Annotated in this window: 18 protein-coding genes and 4 tRNA genes; 6 read left to right on the forward strand and 16 right to left on the reverse strand. The window is 66.4% G+C overall.

From position 1 onward, the window contains the following. Positions 1 to 12: 12 nt before the first annotated feature. The 4 genes from rplK to BJY20_RS05230 all read right to left on the reverse strand — a co-directional run bounded on the left by rplK (position 13) and on the right by BJY20_RS05230 (position 2,059). Positions 13 to 444 carry a 50S ribosomal protein L11 gene (gene rplK / locus BJY20_RS05215; protein ID WP_185990554.1) on the reverse strand — a complete coding sequence of 144 codons (432 nt, stop codon included), beginning with the start codon at positions 442 to 444 and terminating at the stop codon, positions 13 to 15. 241 nt (positions 445 to 685) lie between these two features. Next, positions 686 to 1,591 (reverse strand): transcription termination/antitermination protein NusG, encoded by a 906-nt coding sequence (gene nusG / locus BJY20_RS05220; protein WP_185990555.1) that lies wholly within the window; start codon positions 1,589 to 1,591, stop codon positions 686 to 688. Positions 1,592 to 1,665: 74 nt separating this feature from the next. After that, positions 1,666 to 1,923 carry a preprotein translocase subunit SecE gene (gene secE / locus BJY20_RS05225; protein ID WP_185990556.1) on the reverse strand — a complete coding sequence of 86 codons (258 nt, stop codon included), beginning with the start codon at positions 1,921 to 1,923 and terminating at the stop codon, positions 1,666 to 1,668. A gap of 63 nt (positions 1,924 to 1,986) precedes the next feature. Then, a tRNA-Trp gene (locus BJY20_RS05230) sits at positions 1,987 to 2,059 on the reverse strand. Between the two features lie 155 nt (positions 2,060 to 2,214). Here BJY20_RS05230 and BJY20_RS05235 point away from each other — a divergent pair. From BJY20_RS05235 to BJY20_RS05245, 3 genes are read left to right on the forward strand one after another with little or no spacing between them, the layout of a single operon-like run. Further along, a complete protein-coding gene (locus BJY20_RS05235) occupies positions 2,215 to 3,510 on the forward strand; it encodes an aspartate aminotransferase type Ic (RefSeq protein ID WP_185990557.1) in 1,296 nt (431 codons plus the stop codon). A 14-nt stretch (positions 3,511 to 3,524) separates the two neighbouring features. Continuing rightward, on the forward strand, positions 3,525 to 4,046 hold the full coding sequence (locus BJY20_RS05240; RefSeq protein WP_185990558.1) for a DUF5709 domain-containing protein: 522 nt from the start codon (positions 3,525 to 3,527) through the stop codon (positions 4,044 to 4,046). Continuing rightward, positions 4,043 to 5,122 carry an adenosine deaminase gene (locus tag BJY20_RS05245; protein WP_281366073.1) on the forward strand — a complete coding sequence of 360 codons (1,080 nt, stop codon included), beginning with the start codon at positions 4,043 to 4,045 and terminating at the stop codon, positions 5,120 to 5,122. Before BJY20_RS05240 ends, BJY20_RS05245 begins: the two co-directional genes overlap by 4 nt. 79 nt (positions 5,123 to 5,201) lie before the next feature. Here the strand turns inward: BJY20_RS05245 and BJY20_RS05250 are convergent, their stop codons facing one another. From BJY20_RS05250 to BJY20_RS05290, 9 genes are all read right to left on the reverse strand, one after another. Next, on the reverse strand, positions 5,202 to 6,275 hold the full coding sequence (locus BJY20_RS05250; RefSeq protein WP_185990559.1) for a UDP-N-acetylmuramate dehydrogenase: 1,074 nt from the start codon (positions 6,273 to 6,275) through the stop codon (positions 5,202 to 5,204). After that, the gene (locus BJY20_RS05255) at positions 6,275 to 6,709 is read right to left on the reverse strand and encodes a MaoC family dehydratase (protein WP_185990560.1); all 435 of its coding nucleotides are present in this window, start codon (positions 6,707 to 6,709) and stop codon (positions 6,275 to 6,277) included. Before BJY20_RS05255 ends, BJY20_RS05250 begins: the two co-directional genes overlap by 1 nt. Positions 6,710 to 6,711: 2 nt before the next feature. Further along, positions 6,712 to 7,158, reverse strand: a complete 447-nt coding sequence (locus tag BJY20_RS05260) for an FAS1-like dehydratase domain-containing protein (RefSeq protein WP_185990561.1) — start codon at positions 7,156 to 7,158, stop codon at positions 6,712 to 6,714. A 108-nt stretch (positions 7,159 to 7,266) separates the two neighbouring features. Continuing rightward, positions 7,267 to 7,437 carry a 50S ribosomal protein L33 gene (gene rpmG, locus BJY20_RS05265; RefSeq protein ID WP_185990562.1) on the reverse strand — a complete coding sequence of 57 codons (171 nt, stop codon included), beginning with the start codon at positions 7,435 to 7,437 and terminating at the stop codon, positions 7,267 to 7,269. Between the two features lie 171 nt (positions 7,438 to 7,608). After that, positions 7,609 to 7,682, reverse strand: a tRNA-Met gene (locus BJY20_RS05270). A gap of 37 nt (positions 7,683 to 7,719) precedes the next feature. Next, positions 7,720 to 7,792: transfer RNA gene (locus tag BJY20_RS05275), tRNA-Thr, on the reverse strand. Positions 7,793 to 7,908: 116 nt separating this feature from the next. Then, on the reverse strand, positions 7,909 to 8,352 hold the full coding sequence (locus tag BJY20_RS05280) for an acyl-CoA thioesterase (RefSeq protein ID WP_185990563.1): 444 nt from the start codon (positions 8,350 to 8,352) through the stop codon (positions 7,909 to 7,911). Between the two features lies 1 nt (position 8,353). Beyond that, the gene (locus BJY20_RS05285) at positions 8,354 to 8,968 is read right to left on the reverse strand and encodes a DNA-3-methyladenine glycosylase I (protein ID WP_185990564.1); all 615 of its coding nucleotides are present in this window, start codon (positions 8,966 to 8,968) and stop codon (positions 8,354 to 8,356) included. Between the two features lie 125 nt (positions 8,969 to 9,093). Continuing rightward, a tRNA-Tyr gene (locus BJY20_RS05290) sits at positions 9,094 to 9,176 on the reverse strand. Between the two features lie 68 nt (positions 9,177 to 9,244). On the opposite strand from BJY20_RS05290, the gene BJY20_RS05295 reads away from it, so the two are divergent. Continuing rightward, the gene (locus tag BJY20_RS05295) at positions 9,245 to 9,739 is read left to right on the forward strand and encodes a YajQ family cyclic di-GMP-binding protein (RefSeq protein WP_185990565.1); all 495 of its coding nucleotides are present in this window, start codon (positions 9,245 to 9,247) and stop codon (positions 9,737 to 9,739) included. A gap of 207 nt (positions 9,740 to 9,946) precedes the next feature. On the opposite strand, the gene BJY20_RS16605 is transcribed toward BJY20_RS05295, so the two are convergent. Together BJY20_RS16605 and BJY20_RS05305 are read right to left on the reverse strand one after the other, a co-directional pair. Next, positions 9,947 to 10,525: a leucine zipper domain-containing protein gene (locus BJY20_RS16605; RefSeq protein WP_425484123.1), complete on the reverse strand. Its 579-nt coding sequence runs from the start codon at positions 10,523 to 10,525 to the stop codon at positions 9,947 to 9,949. Positions 10,526 to 10,618: 93 nt separating this feature from the next. Beyond that, the gene (locus BJY20_RS05305; protein ID WP_185990567.1) at positions 10,619 to 13,846 is read right to left on the reverse strand and encodes an acetyl-CoA carboxylase family protein; all 3,228 of its coding nucleotides are present in this window, start codon (positions 13,844 to 13,846) and stop codon (positions 10,619 to 10,621) included. 65 nt (positions 13,847 to 13,911) lie between these two features. Here BJY20_RS05305 and BJY20_RS05310 point away from each other — a divergent pair, with 65 nt between their 5' ends. Together BJY20_RS05310 and BJY20_RS05315 are read left to right on the forward strand one after the other, a co-directional pair. Then, positions 13,912 to 14,583, forward strand: coding sequence for a TetR family transcriptional regulator (locus BJY20_RS05310; RefSeq protein ID WP_185990568.1), 672 nt, complete (start codon positions 13,912 to 13,914; stop codon positions 14,581 to 14,583). Between the two features lie 16 nt (positions 14,584 to 14,599). After that, positions 14,600 to 15,235 (forward strand): histidine phosphatase family protein, encoded by a 636-nt coding sequence (locus BJY20_RS05315; protein ID WP_185990569.1) that lies wholly within the window; start codon positions 14,600 to 14,602, stop codon positions 15,233 to 15,235. Positions 15,236 to 15,708: 473 nt separating this feature from the next. Here the strand turns inward: BJY20_RS05315 and BJY20_RS05320 are convergent, their stop codons facing one another. After that, positions 15,709 to 16,956 (reverse strand): IS256 family transposase, encoded by a 1,248-nt coding sequence (locus BJY20_RS05320; protein ID WP_185990375.1) that lies wholly within the window; start codon positions 16,954 to 16,956, stop codon positions 15,709 to 15,711. Positions 16,957 to 17,108 lie beyond the last annotated feature (152 nt).

Below are 17,108 nucleotides of genomic sequence, written 5' to 3' on the forward strand. Positions count from 1 at the left end.
GTTGGTGGAGGCTCAGGCCTCGGTCTCGATGCCCATCTGACGCGCGGTGCCGGCGACGGTCTTCATCGCGGCGTCGAGGTCGAGGGTGTTGAGGTCGGGCATCTTGGTCTCGGCGATCTCGCGGACCTGGTCCTTGGTCAGCTTGCCGACCTTGGTCTTGTGCGGCTCGCCGGAGGCCTTCTTCACGCCCGCGGCCTTCTTGATCAGCTCGGCGGCCGGCGGGGTCTTCGTGATGAAGGAGAAGGACCGGTCCTCGTAGACGGTGATCTCGACCGGGACGACGTTGCCGCGCATGTCCGCCGTGGCGTCGTTGTACGCCTTGACGAACTCCATGATGTTGACGCCGTGCTGGCCCAGCGCCGGACCGACCGGCGGGGCCGGCGTGGCCGCGCCCGCCTGGATCTGGAGCTTGATGTAGCCGGCGATCTTCTTCTTGGGAGGCATGCTGCGTTCCTACTTTCGTTGTGTGGGCCCACGCCGTGGGCGATGACCCGATTGCAATCTCTCGGGAGCTCACGGCCCTGGCGGGCCTGCGCCCCCGAGTCCCCTCGAACACCCGCAATCCGGGCTCCGAGGAAATCTTGGGCTTGTCCTGTCGGTTACACGCCCGCGTCGGGCCTGCTCAGGAGTTGTTCTGTTGTTCTGCGCCATGAGCTCTGACGCAGAAGGAACTTCGCTCTTTGCGTCAGAGCTTGGCCACCTGGTTGAAGCCGAGCTCGACCGGGGTCTCCCGGCCGAAGATGGAGACGAGGACCTTCAGCTTCTGGGCCTCGGGCAGGATCTCGGAGATCGTCGCCGGCATGGTCTCGAACGGTCCCTCCATGACGGTGACGGACTCCCCGACCTCGAAGTCGACGTCGATCGGAGCCGATGCGGCCTGACCGTCCTTGGCCGGGCCGCCGGTGGCAGCCGCAGCGGCGGGCTTGTCGAGGTCGGCGGGCTTGAGCATCGTGAAGACCTCGTCGAGGCCCAGCGGCACCGGGTTGTGGGCATTGCCGACGAAGCCGGTGACGCCCGGCGTGTGCCGAACAGCGCCCCACGACTCGTCGGTGAGGTCCATGCGCACGAGGCAGTAGCCGGGCATACGCGGCTGCTTGCGCGTCTTCTTCTGGCCGCTCTTGATCTCGGTGACCTCGTCGATCGTCACCGCGACCTCGAAGATGTACTCCTCCATGTCGAGGTTCGCGATGCGCGTCTCGAGGTTGTGCTTCACGCGGTTCTCGTAGCCCGCGTAGGTGTGGATGACGTACCAGTCACCCCACTTGGAGGCGAGGTCGTCCTTGAATGCCTGGACGGGGTCCTCGGTGTCCTCGGGCAGCAGGTCGCCGTCCTCGTCCTCGGTCGCCGGCGCGGCGGCCTCGGCTGCGTCCTCACCCTGCGGGTCCTCGCCCGCGGCGGCATCGACGTCGTCTGCGTCGGCGGACTGCTCGGAGACCTCCTCGAGGGACTCCTCGGCAGCACGGGCGTCGTCCGCCTCCTGCGCGGTGGGCAGGTCAGCCGGGGGCTGAGCGGTTCGCTCGGCCTGCTCGGCAGCGATCGCGCTCGAGCCCTCGGTCTCCTGGGGATCGGGGGTCTGAGCCTGGTCGGACATGACCTGAATTCCTCACTTCGACTTCGATCGACGGCGCTCGGGGCGCCCGGTATTGCGGCTTGTCGGTGGCGGCGTCAGCCGCCGAACACCCAGAGCACGGCCCGGGTGAACACCGCATCCAAGCCAGAGATGTAGGCGATCATCACCACGACGAAGACGATCAGCACCAAGGTGTAGTTGATCAGCTCCGACCGCGTGGGCCGGACGACCTTGCGCAGTTCGTCGAGGACCTGTGCGATGAAGAGTCCGATCGAACCGAACAACCGCGAGATGGGGTTGCCGCCCTTCTGACCGCGCCGCGCGTTGGTCGGCTGCGCTCCGAGCTGGCTCACGTCATCTCTTCTCGTCCGGGTTACGTCGTGCTCCGCACGTCTGCGGTTGCCAGACGTGCAACGCAGGGCAGGAGGGACTCGAACCCCCAACCGCCGGTTTTGGAGACCGGTGCTCTACCAATTGAGCCACTGCCCTTCGGACCGCCACGGTTGGGGCGACGATCCGCGGCTGTCTCGGGTCGACGTCCGCGTGCGGGCACGACGGATAGTCTGGCCGAAGTCAACCGAGGAACAACTGTACGTCACCGAACACCCGCACCGCGAACTCGGCAGAAGTGGAAGACTGACGGCGTGACTTCCGCGAAAGACGCTCGCCCCCTGCCCGAACTCTGCGCCGAGGAGCTCGACTCCCTCGCGACGAGCCTGCGCGAGGCTCACGCCGCCCAGGCCGCGAAGGACGTGACGCTCGACGTGACGCGCGGCAAGCCGAGCGCGGCCCAGCTCGACCTGGCCGACGAGATGCTCTCGCTCCCCCGGTCGACGAGGGACCGCTCAGGCACCGACGTGCGCAACTACGGCGGCCTGAACGGCCTCGCCGAGCTGCGCCAGATCTTCGCCGAGCTGCTCGGGGTCGACGTCGACCAGCTCATCGCCGGCGGCAATTCCTCCCTGACGATGATGCGCGACGTCCTGGTCGACCTGCTCCTCTTCGGCGCCATCGACTCCCCGCGTCCGTGGTCGCAGGAGGAGAAGATCACCTTCATCTGCCCGGTCCCCGGCTACGACCGCCACTTCGGGCTGCTCGAGGACCTGGGCATCGAGATGGTGACCGTCCCGATGACCCCGGACGGCCCGGACGTCGACGAGGTCGCGCGGATCGCCGCCTCCGACCCGTCGGTGAAGGGGATGTGGATCGTGCCCACCTACGCCAACCCCACCGGCGCCACCTGCACCCAGGAGGTCGCCAGCCGGTTGGCGGCGATGGAGACCGCGGCCCCGGACTTCAAGATCCTGTGGGACAACGCCTACGCGATCCACCACCTCACGCCGGACGAGACCAAGAGCGCCGACATCCTGTCGCTGGCCTCATCCGCCGGGAACCCGCACCGCGCGGTGATGTTCGCGTCCACCTCCAAGGTCACCTGGGCCGGAGCCGGCGTCGCCTTCCTCGCCTCCTCGCCTCAGCAGGTGAAGTGGTACCTCGCCCACCTCGGCAAGGGGTCGATCGGCCCCGACAAGGTCAACCAGCTGCGCCACGTCGAGTTCTTCGGCGACGCCGACGGCGTGCGGGCGCACATGGACAAGCACCGCAAGATCCTCGCGCCGAAGTTCGCCGAGGTCGACCGGGTGCTCGCCGAGCGTCTCGGGGGTCGCGAGGTGGCCACGTGGAACGCCCCGACCGGTGGCTACTTCGTCAACCTCGACGTCCTGCCCGGCACCGCCTCGCGCGTGGTGGCCCTGGCCAAGGAAGCCGGGCTCTCGCTCACGCCGGCGGGCGCGTCCTTCCCCTACGGCACGGACCCCGACGACACCAACATCCGACTGGCCCCGACGATGCCGCCGATGGAGGAGCTGACCGAGGCGATGGAGACCGTCGCCACCTGCGTGCTCCTCGCGGCGACCGAGAAGCTGACCGCACGCGACTAGTAAGGAGCCGCCGCATGTCCGAGCCCGAGAACCTCGACACCGACCTGACGAGTTACAGCCTCGATGACGAGGACCAGCTCCAGCCGGAGGACACTCTCACCGGATCGGGCGAGCCGGGCGAGGACGCGCTCGACTCCGGGTACTCCCCGCCCGACTCCGCCCGCGGTTCCTACGCCCACGGCGTGACCGCCCACGAGCAGGGCTACGAGGAGACGATCGACGAGCGGGTCAAGCAGGAGGTCCCCGACCCGAACTCGGCCTACGGCGCCCCGGACAACGAGTCCGGGCTCGATCGCGAGCGATCCGGCGGTGACGACCGGGACTCGATCGATGCCGACGACGACTGGCTCGGCGACGCCCAGATCGGCGACGAGCGCGCCGGCCGCCTCGTCAGTCCCGACGAGGGCTCGCGCGACGACCGCGAGGACCAGGCCTGGGCCACCGACGCCGGGGTCGATGGTGGGGCGGCCTCGGCCGAGGAGGCCGCGGTCCACGTCATCGACGGTGACTCGCGCAACCGCGGGGACGGCAGCTGAGCGCCGCGGAGCGGGACCTGCGGGCACTGCCCAAGGCCCACCTGCACCTCCACTTCACGGGCTCGATGCGCGTGGAGTCCGTCCGTGATCTCGCCGTCGAGCAGGAGGTGCGCCTGCCGCGCGTGCTCTACGAGGGGTACCCGCCGCAGCTGTCCGCGGCGGACGAGCGCGGGTGGTTCCGCTTCCAGCGCCTCTACGACTCGGCCAGGCACGTCGTTCGCGGCGAGGAGGCCATGCGCAGGGTCGTGCGCGAGGCGGCCCTGGACGACGGCTCGGAGGGCTCCCGCTGGCTGGAGATCCAGGTCGACCCGACGTCCTACGCCCCCTTCGTCGGCGGCATCACCCCCGCGATGGAGATCGTCCTCGACGAGGCCGCGTCGGTCAACGCCACCGCCGAGGAGACCGGCTCGGCCCGGGTCGGGGTGCTCATGGCTGCCAGCCGCACCCGTCACCAGCTCGAGGCACGCACCCTCGCGCGCCTGGCCAAGAAGATGGCCGGCACCGGCGGGGTGCTCGGCTTCGGCCTGTCCAATGACGAGCGAAGGGGGGACACGACCGACTTCACGAAGGCCTTCCGCATCGCCGAGGATGCCGGCCTGCTGCTCGTGCCCCACGGTGGTGAGCTGCTCGGTGCCGACGCGGTGGCCGAGACCCTCGCGGCACTGCGCCCCCACCGCCTCGGGCACGGGGTGCGCAGCGTGGAGGACCCTCGGGTCCTGGCGGCCGTCATCGACGCGGGCGTGGCCCTGGAGGTCTGCCCCGGATCCAACGTCTCGCTGGGTGTCTACAACGCCCTGGGCGAGGTGCCGCTGCGCACGCTCCTCGATGCCGGAGCGACGATCACTCTCGGCGCCGACGACCCGTTGCTCTTCGACTCACGGTTGCTCGAGCAGTACGAGACCGCACGCGCGGTCCACGGCCTCGACGACGCCCGGATCGCGGAGTTGGCCCGCAGCTCATTCCGCGCCAGCGCGGCCCCGGCCGACGTGGTGACCACGGCCATGGCCGACATCGACGCGTGGCTGGCGGCACCCCCTTCGTCGGCGCCTCGGGTCGAGGTGTCTCCGCGCGCATAGGCCACCGCGACTCGAGGTAGCACCGCGCGTTCGAGTGCCCCCTACTACCTCAAACCACGCTTGCCCGTCGCGCGCAGACTCAGAGCGAGTGGCCGACGAAGACCGGCTCGTTGACCAGAGTGACGCCGAAGGCCGCCTGCACGCCGTCGCGGACTTCCCGAGCCAGTGCCGCGACGTCCGCTGCGGTGGCGTCTCCGCGGTTGGTCACCGCGAGCGTGTGCTTCGTCGACAGCGCGGCCGGGCCGGGCATCGCGTAGCCCTTGGTGAAGCCGGCCTTGTCGATGAGCCAGGCCGCGCTGGTCTTCGTCCGGCCCTCGCCCGCGGGGAAGGTCGGTGGCACCGGGCCCGCTGGCCCGAGTCGCTCGACGGCCCGCGCCAGGAGCGCGTCCATCTCCTGCGACGCAAGGATCGGGTTGGTGAAGAAGGACCCGCAGCTCCACGTGTCGTGGTCGTCGGCGTCCAGGACCATGCCGCGCTTGCGGCGCTGGGCGAGCACAGCGTCGCGGGCGTGCGCCAGCGGCACGCGCTCGCCCTGCTCCACCCCCAGGTGGGTGGCGAGGTCGGCGTAGGCGATCGGCGCGGACAGGTCACCCGGGTCCAGCCGGAAGGTCACCTCGAGCACGACGTACCGACCGGTGGCCTTGAAGACCGAGTTGCGGTAGGTGAAACGGCACTCGTCGTTGGTGAAGGTGCGTTCACGCATCTCCTCGCGGTCCCAGGTGACGACGCGGGAGATCGTCTGCGCGACCTCCTGGCCGTAGGCGCCGACGTTCTGCACGGGCGTCGCCCCGGTGAGCCCGGGGATCCCGGAGAGCGCCTCGATGCCGGACCAGCCCTCCGCCACCGCCCGGGCGACGACGTCGTCCCAGACCTCACCGGCGGCGACGGTCACCTCGACGGTGCCGTCGTCCGCGGGCGCGGCACGGACCCCCTTCGTCGCGATGCGCACGGCGGTGCCGTCGAAGCCCTCGTCCGCGATGACGAGGTTGGACCCTCCCGAGACGAGCAGAAGGGGGGTCCCCGCCTCGTCCGCCGCACGCACCGCCTCGACGACCTCCTCGGGCGTCCCGGCGGTGACCAGCACGCTGGCGGGTCCGCCGACCCGCATGGTCGTCAGCGGCGCCAGCTCGGCGCCGTGCTCGGGTGCAGGCATCAGTCGAGTTGCACGGTCGCGCGGCAGCGGCCGAGGACCTTCTCACCCGAGCTGGTCACGACCAGCTCCACGACGCCCTGCTTCGTCTGCGCGTCGAGGGACTTCACCGTGCCGGTGACGTCGATGCTCGTGCCGCCGTCGTGGGGCACGACGACGGGCTTGGTGAAGCGCGTGCCGTAGTCGAGGATCCGGCCGGCGTCCCCGACCCAGTCGGTGACGAGCTGGATGACCGCCCCCATCGTCCACATCCCGTGGGCGATGACGTCGGGCAGGCCGACGGCCTTGGCGGTCCGCTCGTCCCAGTGGATGACGTTGCGGTCACCGGAGGCGCCCGCGTAGTGGACCAGGGTGGCCCGGGTGACCGGGATGCTGCGGGCGGGGAGGGCCTCGCCCTCGCTGACGTCGGCGAACCGGCGCACGGTCTGCTCGCTCATGCTCACTCCCCTCCCCTGACGACGATCGTCGACCGGCTCGTCGAGACCGGCTGGTCGTCGGCGTCGACGATCTCGCTGCGCATGGTGATCATCTGGTGGCCGCCGGCGGCGCGGACGGCGTCGATGTGCAGGATCCCCCGCAGCTCGTCACCGGCGACGATCGGACGGTGGTGGGTGAAGCGCTGCTCGCCGTGCACGACGCGGGTGTAGTCGACGCCCGCCTCGGGGTCGGCGACGAACTGCCGATCGGTGCGCTGGCCCGGGATGACCGCGAAGGTCGGCGGCGCCACCAGATCGGCGTACCCGGCGGCACGGGCCGCCTCGACGTCGTGGTGCACCGGGTCGCTCGCGCCCACGGCTTCCGCGAAGTCGCGGACGTGCTCGCGCCCGACGGCGAAGGGTGGGGTGGGCGGGTAGCTCCGACCCAGGAAGTCCTCGTTCACGGCCATGCGGTCAGTCTAGGGGCGAGGGTGGGCACGACGGCGCGGACCAACACACGAGCGGCCGCCGAGCGTGTGCTCGACGGCCGCGACGTGGTGGTGCGGGGCGCAAGGACCTCAGCGGGTCTCGCGGTGCGGGGTGTGGGTGCGGCAGCGCGAGCAGAACTTCGCCAGCTCCAACCGGTCGGGGTTGTTGCGGCGGTTCTTCTTGGTGATGTAGTTCCGCTCCTTGCACTCAGTGCACGCCAGGGTGATCTTCGGGCGGACGTCGGCGCTCTTCGTGGCCACGGTAGGAACCTGCTCTCACACTTCATCGGTGGTACTCGCCTGCGCCGGTCTGCGCTGGCGGGAGGTACGTGGTGCATGCCCACGTCAGCGGACACAACACATCGACGCACAAGATTAATCCACGATGCGCCCCGACCGGAAATCGAGTTCGAGGCGCACCGTGGGATTGCGTAGCGGGAGGGGGACTCGATCCCCCGACCTCACGATTATGAGTCGTGCGCTCTAACCAGCTGAGCTACCCCGCCGTGGCGGTCGACCTGTGCAGGGCACGGGCCGGACCCGAGCCCCCTGTCGGAATCGAACCGACGACCTTTTCCTTACCATGGAAACGCTCTGCCGACTGAGCTAAGGGGGCATGTCGTCTGCGGCGTCTGCGCTGCAGTCAACGACCTCGGGAGAGATTACACGGCCCACCCTCAACTCATGAAATCGGGCCGCTGCCGTCACGCTCCGCACGGTCGGGCCGGCATCTCACGCCCCGGGGACGCCGGTGACGAGCTCCTGCGCGTGCCGTCGCAACGGGTCCGGGATCGTGGTCGGGCGGCGGGTCGTCGCGTCGACGAAGACGTGGGCGGAGGTGGCCACGGCGACGAGGACACCGTCGCTCTGTCGCACGAGTGCGCACTCCCAGCGCACGCTGGAGCGGCCCACCGACAGCGCCCGCAGGCCGACCTCGAAGGCATCGGGGTAGGACATCTCGGCCAGGTAACGGCAGCCGGTCTCGGGGATGAGGTTGATGGTCTCGCCCCCCTGCGCGACGTCGAAGTCGTGCGCCTTGAGCCAGTTGTTGATCGTGGTGTCCATCACCGAGTAGTGGACGGCGTTGTTGACGTGGCCGAACTGGTCGTTGTCGCTCCACCTCGTGGGCACCGTGACCCAGTACGGGTAGGACTCGCGTGCGAAGGCCTGGCTCATGTCAGCCATCCTGCACCGGCCTCCCGTCGGGCCGCCACAGGCCCGAGGCTCCCCGCCGGTGGCTGTCGACGAGGTGGGTGTCGACGATGCCGACCGCCTCCATCAGGGCAAAGGCCGTCGTCGGCCCGACGAAGGAGAAGCCGCGGCGCTTGAGCTCCTTGGCCATCGCCCGCGACTCGTGCGAGGTCGTGGGAACCTCGGCCATCGTGCGCGGCAGGGGGGTCGACTCCGGGCGGTGGGACCAGATCAGGTGCGGCAGGCCCCCTTCACCGCGAAGGGAGATCGTCGCCGCGGCATTGCGGATCGTCGCCTCGATCTTGGCCCGGTTGCGGATGATCCCCGCGTCCTGCAGCAGGCGCGCCCGGTCGTCGTGGTCGAAGGCTGCCACGGTGTCGGGGTCGAAGTCGGCAAAGGCCGCACGGAAGTTCTCCCGCTTGCGCAGGATCGTCGCCCACGACAGTCCTGCCTGGAACGCCTCGAGACTCAGCCGCTCGAAGAGCCCACGCTCGTCGTGCACGGGCATGCCCCACTCGGTGTCGTAGTACTCGCGCAGCAGTGGGTCGCTGCTCGCCCACGGGGGTCGGGCCAGTCCGTCCTCGCCCACGATCACGTCCATGCCCGCATGGTGCCACCAGCGGTGGCTTCGAGGGTCGCCCGCGGGACGGACTCCCACCTCAACCACCGGGGGCGGCTCACGATGGAGGCCCCCGGGAGTCACTCCCGGGGGCCTTCCGCACTGGGTGGCAGGTGAAGGATTCGAACCTTCGTAGGGATAACCCGACGGATTTACAGTCCGTTTCCATTGGCCGCTCGGACAACCTGCCGTGTGCGCATGAAAGGGTAGCAAGGAGAACCCCCATCAGCGCAATCCACCTGTGAGGAGCCCGAAAACATGGCCAGCAGCAGCTTCGACATCGTCAGCAAGGTCGATCGGCAGGAGGTCGACAACGCGCTCAACCAGACCGCCAAGGAGGTCTCCCAGCGCTACGACTTCAAGGGTGTCGGTGCGTCGATCGAGTGGAGCGGCGACAACGTGACCATCAAGGCCAGCAGCGCCGACCGCGTCCTGGCCGTACTCGACGTCTTCGAGTCCAAGCTGGTCCGGCGCGGCGTCTCGCTGAAGAACATCGACTTCGGCGAGAAGGAGCCGCAGGCCTCCGGCAAGGAGTACGTCCTGTCCGGCCCGACCAAGGAGGGCATCGACCAGGACAACGCGAAGAAGATCTCCAAGATCATCCGCGACGAGGGACCCAAGGGCATCAAGCCGCAGATCCAGGGTGACGAGTTGCGCGTGACCGGCAAGTCGCGCGACGACCTGCAGGAGGTCATCACCCTGCTGAAGGGCAAGGACCTCGACGTCGCGCTGCAGTACACCAACTACCGCTAGAACCCGCTACTCCATGGGACAGAAGCACCATGAGTCCGCAGGAACTCATGGTGCACAACTCACCCCTTTGGGGGACGTAGTGCCTCACGTCAAGGTGCCCGCGAAAGTGAGTCCGTGCCTCAAATGGGAGTGAACCGCCCCGGCGTGCCCGGAGTGTCGCGTGCCGGGTTCAGTGGAGACTCTGAACTGACGTGGCGACGGTAGTCGCTACGGGGTTGTGCCGGTAGTGCTGCTCTTCGAGCTCGACCGGTGGGACGAGTCCGATCTCGCCGTGGAGGCGTCGATAGTTGAACCACCGCCGCCTCTATGAGTACTGCGGCGACGTCCCAGCGGAGGAGCTGGAGGAGGCCTACTCTTCTCGTGAGACAGCAGCACAGCCCGTGGAGCTGACCGTTTGAGACAGTCTCGGGACATGCCGGGATGCTTCACCACCACCACCTGGGGCGTCGCGGTCGGCGACCTACGCGGCCGACTACCACGGTCGTGCAGGCCCTCATCACCGTGCCCGCGCCATCGGGCGACCCACTCGGACAGACACTGGCGCGTCACAGATGCTTCGTGGACGGTGCTGGCATCGGCGCACGAGACGACGACCCTGGAACGACAACGCGGCATTATCGTGGGGCATAGGGCAGGCTCCTCCGGCTGACTCGACGTGATGAACGGCTTGACACCTTCATCCTGTCGCCGCAGGGATCTGCCCGCCATCAAACTCACAGCCGTGTCACCAACCTCATGCGCTGCAACACCTAAAACGCGGAACGGTATGGCGTGACTGCACCTCATCGTTGACCGGGCCGGCCGCCTGCGCGTCCACGCTTTGTCAACTACGACGCCGACGACGCCCGGCAGAAGCCCCAGACGTTCAATCGCCTGAGCTCACCAAGTGTCGACGTACCGCGTGGCTTCCCCCTCGTAGGTCGGGAATGAGCGAAGCGTCGACGCCACCCATCTCCGCGTCTCCGCCGGATCGATAACCTCATCAAAGTCCTGCTTCATCGCGCTATTGATCGCCTTGCCTGCATCATAGAGTTCGTCAAGATGTTGGCGATAGCGCCGGTCCCGTTCGCCATCGTCGGCGATCGCCGCAAGTTCCTTGCTATACGCAAGCTGGACAGCCCCTTCCAGCCCCATTGGCCCAAACTCGCCGGTTGGCCAAGCGATGGTTGTTAGAGGCTCAAGGAACCCACCTGCTGCCATTGCCTGCGCGCCGAGCCCATAGCCCTTCCTCAGGATCACGGTAATCATTGGGATCCTGAGGTGAGCGCTGATCACGAAGAGTCGTGAGAAGTGTCGGACGGTCGCGGTTCCTTCCGACTCCGGCCCAACCATGAAGCCCGGGGTATCGCAGAGGGATACGACGGGGAGCCCATGCGCGTCGCAGAGTTGGAGGAACCTGGCCATCTTGTCCGCGGCCTCCGAGTCGATAGCGCCACCCAAGTGTGCGGGGTTGTTTGCCACCAGCCCCATAGGCTTGCCTTCGACCCGGACCAAGGCGGTGACAGCCCCAATGCCAAACTCACGGCGCAACTCTAAAACTGACCCTTCGTCCACAAGGTTATCGATCACCTCACGAATGTTGTAGATAGCCTTGCGATTTTCCGGAATTAGGTGGCGCAACCGTCGTTGATCGGAAAACGACCATTGAGAAACCGGGCCTTGGAAATAGGAAAGGTACCGCTGGGCCGCCAAGACGGCTTCCTCGTCGTCCTCAACCACGATGTCGACCACTCCGTTGGGCCCTTGAACGTCCATCGGTCCAACCTCCTCGGGCGTAAACCGCCCCAGGCCTCCGCCCTCGATCATCGCCGGACCAGCCATACCGAGGTTGGAGTCGCGTGTTCCGATAATGACGTCGCAGCAGCCCAGAAGGGCTGCGTTACCAGCGAAACAGCGCCCTGTCAGCACTCCGATAGTAGGAACCACCCCGCTGAGCGAACCCATCATCGTGAATGTGGTGACGTTGAGCCCCGAGCCCAAGACGTGATTGACGTCAGTATCCCCGGGCCGACCGCCACCCCCTTCTGCAAAGAAGACGATCGGCACCTTCTTCTGCTTCGCGATGGAGAGAATCCGGTCAGTCTTTTTGTGGTTGAAGTAGCCTTGAGTGCCAGCCAGCACGGTGTAGTCGTAGGCGAGTACAGCCGCCTCGCTCACCTCCGAACCAAATTCTGCCCCGTTGATCTTCGCGAGCCCAGTGACGATCCCGTCGCCTGGGGTCCGAGCAATCAGATCCTGCATATCCCGACGACTGCGCTGTGCCGCGACCGGCAAGGCTCCGAACTCGAGGAAGGAGTCGTCGTCAACGAGAGCCGAGATGTTCTCGCGTGCTGAGCGATGACCGGTACGGTGCCGCTTGGCCATGGCCTCAGGTCGCGCTTCGTCGGTGACGGCCGCCCTCCGCCGCAACAGTTCTTCGAGATCTGGACGAACGTAGTCCAAGTCGACTTGGTCGGATAACTCCTCTTCACCGTAATTTCCAGCATGAACCGTGATCTCGGCGATCACCTGACCGACGCGCACCTGATCGCCCACAGCCACCCGTACTTGATCGACAGTGCCGCTCACACCGGCCGTCAACGGGTGCTCCATCTTCATCGACTCTAAGGTCACCAGTGCGGTGCCAGGGCCGATCGCTTGGCCAGGCCGCACGTCCACTGAGACCACCGCAGCGGCGAACGCGGCGGTCACCTGCGAGGGGTCACCTGCGGCCTCGAACTGCCCAGATACGCTCTCGTGCTCGTCCAGGAAGCTAGTCGTGGCCTGGCCGCTAATGAACTCCTCATGGGTGAGGACCGACCGCAGCAGGTCGACGTTGGTATCCACCCCGGAGATGACCAGTTCACTAAGTGCACTCACCGCGTCCGCGGCCGCCTCGGCGAACGACCCTTGGGTCCTAGTCACCACCTTCGCCAAAAGCGAATCGAAGGTGCCGTCTACCACCAAGCCGGGTCGAGCATAGGTGTCGACCCGCGCCTCGGCCGGTACCACGAAGTCGGTGACGGTTCCGGTGGCCGCAGTGGTGACCGCACCCACCGTGTGCTCAGCATTGACCCGAGCCTGGATCGCGAACGTGTCTTGGACCGGGGAACTACCCCCTTCTAGAGATAGATCGTCCAAAGACTCCCCAACCGCTACCCGCAGCTGGGACGCGACCAGGTCAAGGCCGGTGACCTGTTCGGTTACGGTGTGCTCGACTTGGAGTCTGGGATTGACCTCAATGAAGACGAAGGTGAATTCTGCGCCAGCAGCCAGAGTATCGGGATCCACCAGAAACTCCACCGTGCCGAGGCCCCGGTATTCCAAAGGAGCCATCAACGCAACAGCCGCGCGGCTGAGTGCATCACGCTGATGCGAGTTCAGCACAGGGCTAGGCGCCCACTCGACCAATTTCTGATGACGCCGCTGGATGCTGCACTCACGCTCCCCCAAACTCACCACCTGCCCCATGCCGTCCCCTAGGATTTGGACTTCCAGATGCTTGGCGCGGGGCATCAACTCCTCGACGTAAACCGAGTCATCTCCGAAGGCGCGTCTGGCCTCCGAGCGGCAGCGTTCAAATGCCTCTGAGAGACCTGCAAGGTCCGTAACCGCGCGCATGCCCCGGCCCCCTCCCCCGGCAGAGGCTTTAACCATGCAGCCTGCTGAGTGAGCGCGGAGAAACTGCTCTGCCTCCTGAAGACTAGTCGGCGACGTTGTGGCGGCAAGCACCGGAACATCGACCGACACAGCATGGGCACGGGCTGAGGACTTGTCACCAAAGAGCTTTAAATCCTTTATAGAGGGACCGACAAAGATGATGTCGTTGTCAGCACAGGCCCCAGCGAGTTCGGCACTCTCGCTTAGGAAGCCATAACCAGGATGCAGCATCGTACAGCCAGTTTGGACTGCTGCCTGCACTAGCGCGTCTGCATCTAGGTATCCTGCGACGCCAGCCTTTGGCAGGAGCACTGAGCTCTCAGTTGCACTTGCCGATTCCTCGGATACGTGAACCCGCTGTGCGGACCATCCTAGCGAACGCACTGCCTGCTCGATTCGCACCGCCACTTCACCACGGTTAGCCACAAGGACCTTCACAGGGAGACCTCTCCAGAAATTCGTTGACATCAGTGTCAACGCAATAGTTGCACTGGATTGGCACTCGTGTCAACAGGTCCGATAGTCTGACCCCCGTGAAGAACGGATGGGCGACGCGTGTCGCGCACGATCGGCAAGGCTCCGCCCGCCGCGACGAGTTGTTGGCCGCTGCCCGGGCTGCCTTCGCCAAGCAAGGCTTCGGCGCCACGAACGTCTCCGACATCACCGATGAGGCAGGCGTCAGCCGTGCGACCTTCTACGTCTACTTCGCCTCCAAGCAGGACGTCTTCGCCGCTCTCGCTAAACAGGTGCGCGACACCTTCTTGGCCGCGCAGTCGATCGACGGACTGGAGCATGACGACGTGGTCGCAGTGCTGCGCGTAACCTCCGAGGCTTCGCTGCGCGCCGTGGTCCATAACCTCGAGCTCATGCGGATACTTGATCACCAGGCGCTCTCCGACAACGAGATCCGAATCTTGTGGGCGGGTATCCGACGACGATCGGTTCGCAGAACCGCGAAGTACTATGACCGGCTCAAAGCCTCAGGGATCGTCCAACCGGCAGCAGACACGGAGGCTGTCGCCCAGATGGCGGCCGGCATGAATGAAATGTATGCACCCGCAATCCGTGACGGGTCGACATCGGTCAGTTATGCACTAACCCAGATCCTCGCCCTTACGGGCTCCGCATTGGGGTTAGGCATAATAGTTGAAAGAGACGCAACAAAGGAAGCCGAAAACAAGCACGGCACCACGTTTGATCAGTAGGAAGGCTAGGACACCGATGGGCTCGATCCGACTTGTCCGTCACGCACAAGCGTCCTTCGGCGCCGACGACTATGATGTGCTCTCACTCAGAGGGCACAAGCAGGCCGAAATCCTGCGCAAGCATTGGGCCACCCCTTCGCTACCTCGTTCACTTTGGGCTGCAACCGGCACCTTGCGCCGTCAGATGAACACCGCGCGAACGGCACTGCACAGTCTCAACGTCGTCGAAGACGAACGATGGAACGAGTTCGATGAAGCCAGCCTACTGTCGTGGCTGCCACCCAAGCGGCACGACCTATCAACCCAGCAATTCCAAGTGAGGCTCAACCTCGCGCTGAGCGAATGGATAGCCAAAGGTGCCGACAGCCACGGTGAGAGCTTCATCGGGTTTCAGGACCGGGTGCTTGCCGGATTCGAGGACGCAACCACACAAGCAGGCTCAGGCAGTGTCGCGACCATCTTTTCCTCCGCTGGACCCATCGCGCTCGTCGCTTCCCATCTGCTGAGCGGCGACGCCAGCCTCTTCTTGCGCCTCAACGACGTCCTGATAAACGCTAGCATCACGACCGTGATCGTCGGCCGCACTGGACCACGGCTCCTCACCTTCAACGACCACGGCCACCTACCCAAAAGTCATGTCACCTTCCGCTGACGTGAGTGATTCCAGTATCGATGGGCACGACTTTGCGTGTGTCCGAGTGGATGATCGTCCCCGAGTCGGTCCTCTTTCCGAGCCGGCTGTCGATTGCCATCCCAAACGCGTTCGTCACCAGTGCCGCCGTGGGTGAGGAGTCGATCAGCCGACTACTCGGCGCGAGTAGGTGTCCAAGATGGCGCAGCAGTAGATCTTGCCTTCGCGAGTCGAATGCTCCGTGGGGGCACCTCCTGCGCGTGAACCGCCCCATCGTGTCCGGGACATTCTAGTTTGAGACTCCCGGGTTTCTGGGCCTGGTGGTGAACGTAGTGAGCCTGCTCGGCCTGAACGGGGGTGAGGTCGTCGCAGTACTTGTGCGGTCGGCGGCGGTTGTACCAGTCGACCCAGCGGTGGCGATCTCGGGGGCGTCGAAGCCTTCCAGGTCAAGTCCCCGGTAGTGGTGTAGCGCTGCGTGATCCTTCGGGGTGGGGTTAGGCGGTCAGGGCGGGCATGGTTTCGGCTCCGATCTCGGGGTCGGTGGTGGTGATGAGAGTGACGCGGCAGCGGGCCAGGACGTCGAGGCCGAGGTAGCGCCGTCCTTCGGCCCATTCGTCGGTCTGTTCGGCCAGGACGGCTCCGACCAGACGCACGATGGCGTTGCGGTTGGGGAAGATCCCAACGGAGTCGGTCCGGCGTCGGATCTCGCGGTTGAGGCGCTCCTGGGGGTTGTTCGACCAGATCTGGGTCCACACGTCCTTGGGGAAGGCTGTGAACGCGAGGATGTCCTCCCGCGCGCCGGCGAGGTGCTCGGCCACCTGTGGGAGCTTCTCGTCGACGTACTCGATGAGCCGGTCGAACTGGGCCTGCACGCTGGGTGCGTCGGGCTGGTCATAGACACTGTGCAGCATCGCCTTGACGGCCGGCCACATCGACTTGGGCGTGACGTCCATCAGGTTCGCGGAGTAGTGGGTGCGGCATCGCTGCCACGCGGCGCCGGTCAGGTTCGCCGCGATCGCTTCCTTCAACCCTTGGTGGGCGTCGGAGGTGACCAGACGTACCCCGGTCAGGCCGCGGGCGGTCAGGTCGGCGAAGAACTCGTTCCATGCGGACCCGGTCTCGGAAGTGGCCACGCGCAGTCCGAGGACTTCGCGGTGCCCGTCGGCGTTGACCCCGGTCGCGAGCAGTACCGAGGTGGCGACCACGCGCCCGCCCTCGCGGACCTTCATCGTCAGCGCGTCGGCGGCGACGAAGGTGAACGGTCCCGCCTCGTCAAGGGGGCGGTGGCGGAAGTCCTCGACGATCTGGTCCAGGTCGGCCGCCATCCTGCTGACCTGCGACTTGGACAGGGAGTTGATGCCGAGGGTCTTGACGAGCTTGTCCATGCGGCGGGTGCTGACGCCGGCGAGGTAGCAGTCGGCGACGACGGTGATCATCGCCGACTCGGCCCGCTTGCGGCGCTCGAGCAGCCACTCGGGGAAGTAGCTGCCGGTGCGCAGCTTCGGGATGGCGACGTCGACGGTCCCCACGCGGGTGTCCAGGTCGCGGTGGCGGTACCCGTTGCGCTGCGCCGAGCGGCCCGGTGTGGGGCGGCCGTACTCGGCGCCGACGACGGCGTCGGCGTCCGCGGACAGCAGCGCGTTGATCATCGTCTGCAACAGCGAACGCATCAGATCCGGGCTTGCTTCGGTCAGGGCTTCACTCAGCAGGCCCGCAGGGTCGACAATGTGTGGTGCGGTCATCGTGATGACTCCGTTCGAGGATTCGGTAGAAGGTTGACTCGAAGGATCACACGGTGGCCGCACCTATGCCCTCAGGGGCACCTAGTCTGCCACCGCGCTACACCACTATGCGGGACTCAACTGCCTTCCACGGTCGCTGTCGCTCCTGACTT

This window comes from Janibacter cremeus, from assembly GCF_013409205.1.
GTDB classification, from domain to species: Bacteria; Actinomycetota; Actinomycetes; order Actinomycetales; family Dermatophilaceae; genus Janibacter; species Janibacter cremeus.